This window comes from Streptomyces sp. L-9-10 (genome assembly GCF_004151105.1).
Taxonomy (GTDB): domain Bacteria; phylum Actinomycetota; class Actinomycetes; order Streptomycetales; family Streptomycetaceae; genus Streptomyces.
In genome coordinates, this window is record NZ_PHRF01000003.1 from 1 (window position 1) to 12,528 (window position 12,528).

A 12,528-nucleotide genomic window follows, 5' to 3' on the forward strand; every position below is an offset into this window, starting at 1 on the left:
GGCGGTGTGGGTTTCCTGTTCTCGGGTCAGGGGTCGCAGCGGCTGGGCATGGGCCGTGAACTGGCGGCGCGTTTCCCGGTGTTCGCCGAGGCGCTGGACGCGGTGCTGGGCGAGTTCGGCCCGGAGGTCCGCGAGGTGCTGTTCGGTGAGGACGCCGACGCGCTGAACGAGACGGGCGTGACGCAGCCGGCGCTGTTCGCGGTCGAGGTCGCCCTGTTCCGTCTGCTGGAGTCGTGGGGCGTCCGGCCGGACGTCCTGGCCGGGCACTCGATCGGCGAGCTGGCCGCCGCGCACGTGGCAGGCGTGTGGTCGCTGGCCGACGCGGTGAAGGTGGTGTCGGCGCGTGCCGGGTTGATGCAGGCGCTGCCGTCCGGTGGTGCGATGGTGGCGGTCCAGGCGTCCGAGGACGAGGTCGCCGCCGACTTGCCGGACACCGTGGGCATCGCCGCGGTCAACGGCCCGAACTCGGTGGTCGTCTCCGGCGTCGCCGACGATGTCGAAGCGGTCGCCGAGCGCTGGCGTGAGGCGGGGCGCAAGGTCTCCCGGCTCCGGGTCAGCCACGCGTTCCACTCGCCGCTGATGGACCCGATGCTGGACGACTTCCGCCGGGTCCTGGAAGGGGTGCTGTACGAGGCGGCCACGATCCCGATCGTGTCGACGCTGACCGGTGCGCGGGCCACCGCCGAGGAGCTGGCCTCACCGGAGTACTGGGTGCGGCACGTACGCGAGTCCGTGCGGTTCGCCGACGCCGTCTCCACGCTCGCGGACGAGGACATCGCCACGTTCGTCGAGATCGGTCCCGGCGGGACGCTGTCGGCACTGGGCCAGGAGTCCGCGCCCGACGCGGCCTTCGTACCCGTGCTGCGGGCCGACCGGCCGGAGGAGCCCGCGCTGATCGCCGCCGTGGCACAGATGTGCGCGCAGGGCGTGCGGGTGGACTGGGAGGCATTCTTCGCCGGTCGTGGTGCGCGGCGGGTGGACCTGCCGACGTACGCGTTCCAGTACCAGCGCTACTGGCTGGACTCCGGTGTGGGGGCAGGCGATCTGGACGCCGCGGGACTCGGCTCGGCCGACCACCCGCTGCTCGGCGCGTTCGTCGACACGGCCGACTCGGACGGGCAGCTCTTCACCGGCCGGCTGTCGGTGGAGTCCCACCCGTGGCTGGCCGATCACATGATCCAGGGTTCGGTGCTGCTGCCCGGCACGGCGTTCATCGAGTTGGCGATCCGTGCGGGTGACCAGGCCGGGTGCGACCTGGTGGAGGAACTGACGCTGGAGGCGCCGCTGGTGCTGCCCGAGCGTGGTGGTGTGCGGGTGCAGGTGGGGGTCGGTGTGCCGGACGAGTCCGGTCGGCGCTCCATAACGGTGCACGCCCGTGACGACGAGGGCGAGGTGTGGGTCCGGCACGCGAGTGGCGTGCTGGTGGACGGTGCCGAGGTGCCGTCGGCCGATGCCGGTGTCTGGCCGCCCGCCGGGGCGGAGGCCGTGGACCTGGCCGGGTTCTATGACGGTATGGCCGATGGCGGCTTCGGCTATGGGCCGGTGTTCCAGGGGCTGCGGGCGGCGTGGCGCAAGGGCGACGAGGTGTTCGCCGAGGTCGCGCTGCCGGACGAGGTGGAAGCGGAGGGATTTGGTCTGCATCCCGCCTTGCTGGACGCGTCGCTGCACGCCGTCGGGCTGATGGGTGAGGCGGATGCTCCTGGTGGGCTGCCGTTCTCGTGGTCGGGGGTGCGGTTGCACGCTTCGGGTGCGACCGTCCTGCGGGTGCGGTTGGCGCGTGCCGGGTCGGACGCGGTGTCGTTGGCGGTCGCGGACGGCTCCGGCGCTCCGGTGGCCACGATCGACTCGCTCGTACTGCGCCCCGTGTCGGCGGCGCTGACGCGGCAGGGCTGGGAGTCGCTGTTCCGGCTGGACTGGGTGCCTGCCACGGCGTCGGCCGGGAGCGCCGGGTCGGTGGCGGAGTTCGCGGACTGGGCCGCGGTGCGTTCGGCCCTGGACGCGGGGGAGTCGCTGCCGGAGAACGTGGTGGTGCGGTGCGCCGGGTCCCAGGACGCGGACGCGGTGCGCGGCCAGGTACTGACCGCTCTGGAACTGGTGCGGGGCTGGCTGGCCGACGACCGTTGCGCGGCGTCACGGCTGGCCCTGGTGACAAGCGGCGCCGTGGCGGTCGGCGCCGGGGACGACGTACCGGATCCGGCGTCGGCCGCGGTGTGGGGTCTGGTGCGGACGGCGCAGATCGAGAACCCGGATCGCTTCGTCCTGCTGGACACCGACGACGAGGACGGCTGGAGGCCGGCGCTCACGACCGGGGAACCCCAGGCCGTCGTACGGGACGGCAGGGTGTTCGTGGCCCGCCTGGCGCGGGTGCGCCCGGAGGCCGGCACCGACCCCGCGTTCGGGCCGGACAGTTCGGTCCTGGTGACCGGCGCCTCCGGTGCGCTGGGCGGTCTGGTCGCCCGGCACCTCGTCGCCCAGCACAGGGTGGGGCGGCTGGTACTGGCCAGCAGGCGCGGGATGGCGGCGGAGGGCGCCGAGGAACTGCGCGACGAACTGATCGCGCGGGGAGCCGAGGTCGCCGTGGCCGCCTGTGACGTCGCGGACCGGGACGCGCTGGCCGCGCTGCTCGCCGAGCACCCCGTGACGGCGGTCGTGCACACCGCCGGTGTGCTGGACGACGCCACGGTCGGCTCGCTGACCCCGGACCAGGTCGACGTGGTGTTCCGGCCCAAGGTCGACGCCGCCCGGCATCTGCACGAGCTGACCCGCGACCTGGACCTCTCGGCGTTCGTGCTGTTCTCCTCGGTCGCGGGCACGCTGGGCGCGCCCGGCCAGGCCAACTACTCGGCGGCCAACGCGTTCCTTGACGCGCTCGCCCAGCGGCGGCGCGCCGCCGGTCTGCCCGCCACGTCGCTGGCGTGGGGCCTGTGGGCCGACGGCATGGGTGCCCGGGTGGCGCAGTCCGCCTCGAACGGTCTGTCCTCCGAGGAGGGAGTCGCGCTGTTCGACGCCGCGGTCTCCGGGACCGATCCGGTGGTCGTACCGATGCGGCTCGACCTGCGGGCCGTACGGGAACTCCCGCTGGTGCCCCCGGTGCTGAGCGGACTGGTACGGACAACAGGCCGCAAGGCGGCGGGGAGCGGGGCCGACCCGGCCGGTGCGCTCCGCGACCGGCTGGCACCGCTGGCCGAGGACGAGCGCGAGCGGGTGCTGCTGGAACTCGTCCGTACGCAGGCCGCCGTGGTGCTCGGGCACGCCGGGCCGGCGGCGGTCGCGTCCGGCCAGGCGTTCACCGAGCTGGGCTTCGACTCGCTGACCGCCGTCGACCTGCGCAACCGGCTCAACATGGCGACCGGGCTGCGTCTGCCCGCCACGCTGGTCTTCGACTACCCGACCCCCGCGGCGCTCGCCGCGTTCGTCGGCGCCGAGTTCGCGGGCGCGCCCGTCGCCGCGGCGACCGTCTCCACGGCCGTGGCCGTGACCGACGAGCCGATCGCGATCGTCGGCATGAGCTGCCGCTACCCCGGTGGCGTCCGCTCGCCGGAGGACCTGTGGCGGCTGGTCGCCGACGGAGCCGAAGGCATCACGCTGTTCCCGACCGAGCGCGGATGGGACATGGACGCGCTCTACGACCCCTCGGGCGAACGGGTCGGCAGCTCCTACACCCGCGAGGGCGGCTTCCTGCACGACGCCGACCTGTTCGACCCGGCGTTCTTCGGGATCAGCCCCCGCGAGGCACTGGCCATGGACCCGCAGCACCGGCTGCTGCTGGAGACCTCCTGGGTGGCCTTCGAGCGGGCGGGCATCGACCCCAGGTCGCTGCGGGGCAGCGCCACCGGCGTGTTCGCGGGCGTGATGTACCACGACTACGCCTCCCAACTGCACGGCGTACCGAAGAGCGTCGAGGGCTATCTCGGCACGGGCAACGCGGGCAGCGTCGCGTCCGGCCGGGTGTCCTACACGTTCGGTCTCGAAGGCCCCGCGATGACCGTGGACACAGCGTGCTCGTCGTCGCTCGTCGCGCTGCACCTGGCCGCTCAGGCGCTGCGCTCCGGTGAGTGCTCGCTCGCGCTCGCGGGTGGTGTCACCGTGATGTCGACGCCCGCCGCGTTCATCGACTTCAGCCGCCAGCAGGGCCTGTCGCCCGACGGCCGGTGCCGCTCGTTCTCCGCCGACGCCAACGGGACCGGCTGGGGCGAGGGCGTCGGGATGCTGGTGCTGGAGCGGCTCTCGGACGCCCGGCGCAACGGACACCCGGTCCTCGCGGTGATCCGCGGCTCCGCGGTGAACCAGGACGGCGCGTCCAATGGGCTGACCGCGCCCAACGGGCCGTCGCAGCAGCGGGTCATCCGCCAGGCGCTCGCGAGTGCCGGTCTGGCGCCGTCCGATGTGCAGGCGGTCGAGGCGCACGGCACCGGTACGACGCTGGGCGACCCGATCGAGGCGCAGTCGCTGCTCGCCACCTACGGGCGGGACCGGACGGGCGAGCCGCTGTGGCTGGGCTCGCTGAAGTCCAACATCGGCCACACCCAGGCCGCGGCGGGCGTGGGTGGCGTCATCAAGATGGTGATGGCGCTGCGGCACGGTGTGCTGCCGCGGACGCTGCACGCCGATGAGCGCTCCCCGCACGTCGACTGGTCGGCGGGCGCCGTGGAACTGCTGACCGAGGCACGGCCGTGGCCCGAGACGGACCGGCCCCGGCGTGCCGGTGTGTCGTCCTTCGGCTTCAGCGGCACCAACGCGCACGTCATCATCGAGTCCACGTCGGACGACGACGTGGCGCGGGCCGACGAGGCACCGCTCGGTCCGTGGCTGGTGTCCGGCCGCACCGAGAGCGCCCTGCGCGACCAGGCGGTACGGCTGCGCGACCGCCTGACCGCGCGGCCAGATCTCGACCCGGCGGATGTCGCCCGCGCGCTCGCGACCTCGCGTGCCGGATTCGAGCACCGGCTCGCCGTCGTCGGCCGGGACCTGGCCGACCTGGTGGCCGGGCTCACCGACGCCGTCGAGGGACGGCCGGGCGGCGGGGACGTACGTGGTGTCGCCGACGAGCACCGGGTCGGTTTCCTGTTCTCCGGTCAGGGCTCGCAGCGGCTGGGCATGGGTCGTGAACTGTCCGCGCGTTTCCCGGTGTTCGCGGAAGCCCTGGACGCCGTACTGGGTGAGTTCGGCCCCGAGGTCCGCGAGGTGCTGTTCGGTGAGGACGCCGACGCGCTGAACGAGACGGGCGTGACACAGCCGGCGCTGTTCGCGGTCGAGGTGGCGCTGTTCCGCCTGCTGGAGTCGTGGGGCGTCCGGCCCGATGTGCTGGCCGGGCACTCGATCGGTGAACTGGCCGCGGCTCACGTCTCGGGAGTGTGGTCGCTCGCCGACGCCGCCAAGGTGGTGTCGGCGCGTGGTGCGCTGATGCAGGCGCTGCCGCCGGGTGGCTCGATGGTGGCCGTTCAGGCGGCCGAGGCCGAGGTCGCGCCCGACGTGTCGGAGACCGTGGGTATCGCCGCGGTCAACAGCCCGGCTTCGGTCGTCCTCTCCGGTGTGGGCGAGGATGTGGAGGCGGTTGCCGAGCGGTGGCGCGAGGCGGGGCGGAAGGTGACGCGGCTGCGGGTGAGCCACGCGTTCCATTCGCCGCTGATGGACCCGATGCTGGACGAGTTCCGCCGCGTGCTGGACGGCGTGTCGTACGGGACGCCCGCGATACCGGCCGTGTCCACACTGACGGGCAGGCCGGCCTCCGCGGCGGAATGGGGCTCGCCGGAGTACTGGGTGCGGCACGTGCGGGAGTCCGTACGGTTCGCCGACGCCGTGTCCGGCATGGGCGCGGACGTCCTCGTCGAGATCGGACCCGGCGGTGTGCTGTCGGCACTGGGACAGGAGTCCCTGCCGGACGCGGCTTTCGTACCGGTGCTGCGCGGCGACCGGGCGGAGGACGGCGCCCTCATGACCGCGCTCGCCGAGCTGCATGTGAGGGGCGTGCGCGTCGACTGGGACGCCTACTTCCGGGGTACCGGCCACGGCGTCGACCTGCCGACGTACGCCTTCCAGTACCAGCGGTTCTGGCCCGACACGAGCCTGCGGCCCGCGAGCGACGCGACCGGGCTCGGGCTCGGTTCCGCCGACCATCCGCTGCTGGGCGCGGCGGTCACCCTGGCCGACGAGGACACCGTCCTCCTCACGGGCAGGATCTCGCTGCGGACCCACCCGTGGCTGGCCGATCACGCGGTCCAGGGTTCGGTGCTGCTGCCCGGTACGGCGTTCGTCGAGTTGGCGGTGCGTGCGGGTGACCAGGCCGGGTGCGACCTGGTGGAGGAGCTGACGCTGGAGGCGCCGCTCGTCCTGGCCGAGAACGGCTCGGTACTCGTGCAGGTGCGCGTCGGTGTGCCGGACGAGTCGGGCCGGCGTCCTGTCACGGTGCACGCGCGGGACGAAGCCGGTGAGCTCTGGGTCCGGCACGCGAGCGGCGTGCTCGCCGACAGCGCCGACGTGCCGTCGGTCGACGTCGGCGCCTGGCCGCCCGCCGGGGCGGAGTCCCTGGACCTGGACGGGCTGTACGACCGCATGGCCGACGGCGGTTTCGGTTACGGGCCGGTGTTCCAGGGGCTGCGGGCGGCGTGGCGCAAGGGCGACGAGGTGTTCGCCGAGGTCGCGCTGCCGGAGGACGTGACGGTGGACGGCTTCGGTCTGCATCCCGCCTTGCTGGACGCGTCGCTGCATGCCGTCGGGCTGATGGGTGAGGCGGATGCTCCTGGTGGGTTGCCGTTCTCGTGGTCGGGTGTGCGGTTGCATGCTTCGGGTGCGACCGTCCTGCGGGTGCGGTTGGCGCGTGCGGGGTCGGACGGGGTGTCGTTGGCGGTCGCGGACGGCTCCGGCGCTCCGGTGGCCACGATCGACTCGCTCGTACTGCGCGCGGTAACGGCGGGTTCGCTGGGGTCGGCGCGCAGGCACGAATCGCTGTTCCGGCTGGACTGGGTGCCTGTCACGGCGTCGGCCGGAGGTGCCGGTTCGGTGGCGGAGTTCGCGGACTGGGCGGCGGTGCGTTCGGCCCTGGACGCGGGGGAGTCGCTGCCGGAGAACGTGGTGGTGCGGTGCGCCGAGTCCCGCGACATGGACGCGGGTGTGGTGCGCCGGGAGGTGCTGACGGCTCTGGAGCTGGTGCGGGGCTGGCTGGCCGACGACCGGTGCGCGGCGTCACGGCTGGTGCTGGTGACGCGTGGTGCGGTGGCGGTCGGTGCCGGGGACGACGTACCGGATCTGGCGTCGGCCGCGGTGTGGGGTCTGGTGCGGACGGCGCAGACGGAGAACCCGGATCGCTTCGTCCTGGTGGACGTCGACGACGAGGACAGCTGGAAGTCGGCCATCACCAGCTCGGAACCCGAGCTGGCCGTGCGTGCCGGTGAACCGTTCGCGCCGAGGCTCGTGCGGGCCCGTCCGGCGGAATCGGAGGGTTCGGGTTCGGGCTCGGGCTTCGGTGAGGGGCCGGTGCTGGTGACCGGTGCGAGCGGGATGCTCGGCGGTCTGGTGGCGCGGCATCTGGTCGAACGGCACGGGGTGCGGCGGCTGGTGCTGGCGAGCCGGCGTGGCCACGTGGGTTCGCTGCACGACGAGTTGACGGGTCTGGGCGCCGAGGTCGCCGTCGTCGCCTGTGACGTGGCGGACCGTGACGCGGTGGCGGCGCTGCTCGCCGAGCACCCCGTCACGGCGCTCGTCCATGTGGCGGGTGTGCTGGACGACGGTGTGATCGAGTCGATGACGCCGGAGCGGATCGACACCGTGTTCCGGCCGAAGGTCGACGCGGCGTGGAACCTGCACGAGCTGACCCGTGATCTGGACCTGTCGGCGTTCGTGCTGTTCTCGTCGGCGGCGGGCACGCTGGGCACGCCCGGCCAGGCCAACTACGCCGCGGCCAACGCGTTCCTCGACGCGCTCGCCCAGCATCGGCGCGCCGGCGGGCTGCCCGCCACGTCGCTGGCATGGGGCCTGTGGGCCGGGGAGGACGGCATGGGCGCCCGGCTGGCCGAGACCGGGACCGCGGGCCTGTCCGCGGACGAAGGACTGGAGCTGTTCGACGCCGGGGTCGGCGGGGCGGACCCGGTCGTCGTACCGATGCGGCTCGACCTGCGGGCCCTGCGGGAACTCCCTGTGGTGCCGCCGCTGTTCAGCGGTCTGGTGCGGACGACGGCCCGCAGGGCGGCGGAGACCGGGGCCGACCCCGCCGCCGCGCTGCGGGACCGGCTCGCGGCGCTGCCGAAGAGCGAGCGGACATCCGCCCTGGTGGACCTGGTGTGCGCGCACGTCGCGGCCGTACTGGCGCTCCCGGGTGCCGAGGCGGTCGACGAGCGGCGCGCGTTCACCGAGCTGGGCTTCGACTCGCTGACCGCCGTCGACCTGCGCAACCGGCTCAACGCCGCCACCGGGCTGCGCCTGCCCGCCACCCTGATATTCGACCATCCGAACCCGCTCGACCTGGTCGGCCACCTCGTGGACACGCTCGTCGTCGACGAACCCGCCGGAGTGGCACCGCTGCTCGCCGAGCTGAGCCGTATCGAGGCGAGCCTCGCCTCGATCAAGCCCGGCGACGACGAGGACGACCGCGTCGGCGCCCGTCTGTCGGCGTTGCTGGCGGTGTGGCGCGACGGTCGTGCCGACACCACCGAACAGGCGGCCGACGACCTCGACGACGCGACCGACGACGAGGTGTTCGACCTGCTCGGAAAAGAATTCGGCATCTCCTGACCCGCCCGGCCACCCCCACTTGCTTGACGTTCCCTGGAGTAGAGACGGCATGGACAACGAGGACAAGCTCCGTTATTTCCTTAAGCGGGTCACCGCTGACCTGCGCGACACGCGTCGGCGGTTGCGCGAGGTCGAGGAGGGCGAGCAGGAGCCGATCGCGATCATCGGCATGAGCTGCCGCTACCCCGGCGGCGTGCGCACCCCCGAGGACCTGTGGGAACTGGTCGCGAACGGCCGCGACGGCGTGACGGCGTTCCCCACCGACCGGGGCTGGGGCGACGTCGAGGTGTCCGACCCCGAGGACCCCGACCGCGCGTTCCTCACCGAGGGCGGGTTCCTGCACGACGCGGCCGATTTCGACCCCGGGGTGTTCGGGATCTCCCCGCGTGAGGCGCTGGCGATGGACCCGCAGCAGCGGCTGCTGCTGGAGACGTCGTGGGAGGCGTTCGAACGGGCCGGGATCGACGCGTCGTCGCTGCGCGGCAGCAGGACGGGCGTGTTCGCCGGAGTGATGTACCACGACTACGCGTCGCGGCTGCGGTCGGTGCCGGAGGAGCTGGACGGCTTCCTCGGCACCGGCAGCTTCGGCAGCGTCGCCTCCGGCCGCGTGTCGTACACGTTCGCGCTGGAGGGGCCCGCCGTCACGGTGGACACCGCCTGCTCGTCCTCCCTGGTCACGCTGCACCTGGCGGCCCAGGCACTGCGATCGGGCGAGTGCGGGCTCGCCCTCGCGGGCGGGGTCACCGTCATGCCGACCCCGAACACGTTCATCGGCTTCAGCAAGCAGCGCGGCCTCGCCGCGGACGGACGGTGCAAGTCGTTCTCCGACAGCGCCGACGGCACCGGCTGGGGCGAGGGCGCCGGAATGCTGCTGCTGGAGCGGCTGTCCGACGCCCGGCGCAACGGCCACCCCGTACTGGCGGTCGTGCGCGGTTCCGCGGTCAACCAGGACGGCGCGTCCAACGGTCTCACCGCGCCCAACGGTCCGTCGCAGCAGCGCGTGATCCGGCAGGCGCTGGACAGCGCGGGACTGACCGTGGCCCAGGTCGACGCGGTCGAGGCGCACGGCACCGGCACCACGCTCGGCGACCCGATCGAGGCACAGGCGCTGCTGGCCACGTACGGCAAGGACCGCGCCGGCGAGCCGCTGTGGCTGGGCTCGGTGAAGTCCAACATCGGCCACACCCAGGCCGCGGCCGGTGTCGCGGGCGTCATCAAGATGGTCATGGCGATGCGGCACAGCACACTGCCGCCGACCCTGCACGTCGGCGAGCGCTCCCGGCACGTCGACTGGTCGGCGGGCGCCGTGGAACTGCTGACCGAGGCGCGGCCGTGGCCGGAGACCGGCCAGCCGCACAGGACGGCCGTGTCGTCGTTCGGCATCAGCGGCACCAACGCCCATGTCGTCCTCGAACAGGCCCCGGCCGAGGACGCCGACGACGAGCTGCGCGAGCCCGTCGACCCCGTCCTGGCCGACGCGGTGCCGTGGGTACTGTCCGGCAACGACCCCGCCGCGCTGCGCGAGCGCGCCGCGTCCCTCCTCACCCACCTCGACGGCCGGGACGTGCCGCCGGTGGACACCGGCTACTCGCTCGCCGTGACCAGGACCGCGCTGGAGCACAGGGCCGCCGTCGTCGGCGCGGACCGCGCGGAGCTGCTGCGCGGGCTGGCGGCCCTGGCCGCCGGTGACGAGGCACCGAACCTGGTGCGCGGCACGGTGGGCTCGCGCGGCAAGCTCGCGTTCCTGTTCAGCGGACAGGGCAGCCAGCGGGTGGGCATGGGCCGCGAGCTGTACGGGGAGTTCCCCGTGTTCGCGCAGGCGCTGGACGAGGTCTGCGCCGGCCTGGACCCGCACCTGGACCGGCCGTTGCGGGACGTGCTCTTCGCCGAGCCCGGCACCGAGGCCGCCGCCCTGCTCGACCGGACCACCTACACGCAGCCCGCGCTGTTCGCGATCGAGGTGGCGCTGTTCCGCCTCGTCACGGCATGGGGCCTCACCCCCCAGTTCCTCGCGGGCCACTCCATCGGCGAACTCGCGGCGGCGCACGTGTCGGGCGTGTTCTCCCTCGCCGACGCGTGCGTCCTGGTCGCCACCCGCGGCAGGCTGATGGGAGCCCTGCCCGAGGGCGGGGCGATGCTGTCGCTGCGCGCGGACGAGGACACCGTCCGCCGCCTGGTCGCCGAACACGGCGGCACGGTGGACGTCGCGGCGGTCAACGGCCCCGAGTCCACGGTGGTCGCGGGCGACGCCGACGCGGTGGCCGCGATCGACAGCGCGTGGCGGGAGCGCGGCGGGAAGACCCGGTACCTGCGGGTCAGCCACGCGTTCCACTCGCCGCACGTGGACGCCGTACTGGACGACTTCCGCGCCGTCGCCAGGACCATCACCTACGGGGCGCCGGCGATCCCGATCGTGTCCACCCTGACCGGTGCCGTCCTGAGCCCGGCGCAGGCACGCGACCCGGAGCACTGGGTACGCCACGTCCGCGAGGCGGTACGGTTCCTCGACGGCGTACGGAGCCTGCGCGAGCAGGGCGTCGCGAACTTCCTGGAGCTGGGCCCCGATGCGGTACTGACCGCGATGGGCCGCGACTGCGCCGACGAGGGCGCGCTGCTGGTGGCCGGGTCGCGCGCGAACCGGCCCGAGGGCTCCACACTCACCTCGGCTGTCGCGGCGCTGCACGTGCGGGGCGCCGCCCTCGACTGGCAGGCGTTGTTCGCGGGACGCGGCGCCCGGCGCACCGACCTGCCCACGTACCCCTTCCAGCGCACCACGTTCTGGCTGGACGCGGGCGCCTACGTGGGAGACATGTCCTCGGCGGGCCTGCGGTCCGCCGACCACCCGCTGCTGGGCGCCGCGGTCACCCTGGCCGACGAGGAAGGCGCCCTGCTCACCGGCAGGCTCTCCCTGGCCACCCACCCGTGGCTGGCCGACCACACCGTCGGCGGCGTGGTCCTCGTACCGGGCGCCGCCTTCGTGGAACTGGCGATCAGGGCCGGTGACCAGGTCGGACTCGACCACGTCGAGGAGCTGACACTGGCGGCGCCGCTGGTCCTGCCGGCGGACGGCGCGGTATGGCTCCAGGTGTCCGTCGGGGCGCCGGACGAGTCGGGGCGCCGCGCGCTGAGCGCCTACTCGCGGGCCGACGACGCGCCCGACGACCAGCCGTGGACACGGCACGCCTTCGGCACGCTCGCGGCGGGCGAGGAGGTCCCGGCCACCGGCGGGGACGCCTGGCCGCCCGCGGGGGCCGAACGGATCGACATCGAGGGCCGTTACGACGACCTCGCCGCGTCGGGACTCGGCTACGGGCCCGCGTTCCGCGGCATGCGAGCGGCGTGGCAGCGGGGCGACGACGTGTTCGTCGAGGTGGACCTGCCCGATCCGGACACCGCCGGCTCCTTCGGGCTGCACCCCGCACTGCTCGACTCCGCGCTCCACGCCATCGGGCTCGGCGGCTTCGTCGCCGACGCGGAGAAGCTCCACCTGCCGTACTCCTGGCGCGGGGTGCGGCTGCACAGCACCGGCGCGTCCGCGCTGCGGGGACGGCTGTCCCCGGCCGGAGCCTCGGGCGTCGCGATCACCCTGACCGACGACACGGGCGCCCCCGTCGCCTCGGTCGAGGCGCTCTCGCTGCGGCCCCTGACGGCGGACGGGCTGGGCGGTGACTGGCTGAACTCGTTGTTCCGGGTCGACTGGACGCCTGTGCGGCCCGCCGCCCCGGCCCCGGCCCGCTGGGCGTTCCTGGGAGACGGGCCCGGCCGGACGGAGACCTCCGAGCCGGCCCGCGTGTACGCGGA

At 73.8% G+C, this 12,528-nt stretch carries 1 protein-coding gene and 1 pseudogene; both read left to right on the forward strand.

Features of this window, described 5'->3' with window-relative positions; translation table 11 throughout:
• Nucleotides 1-48: 48 nt before the first annotated feature.
• Nucleotides 49-8,727: pseudogene (locus tag CU044_RS00020) on the forward strand (type I polyketide synthase); the annotation flags it as partial.
• 49 nt (nucleotides 8,728-8,776) lie between these two features.
• Nucleotides 8,777-12,528: type I polyketide synthase (locus tag CU044_RS00025; protein WP_129766255.1), on the forward strand; the 3,752-nt coding region annotated here is incomplete at its 3' end.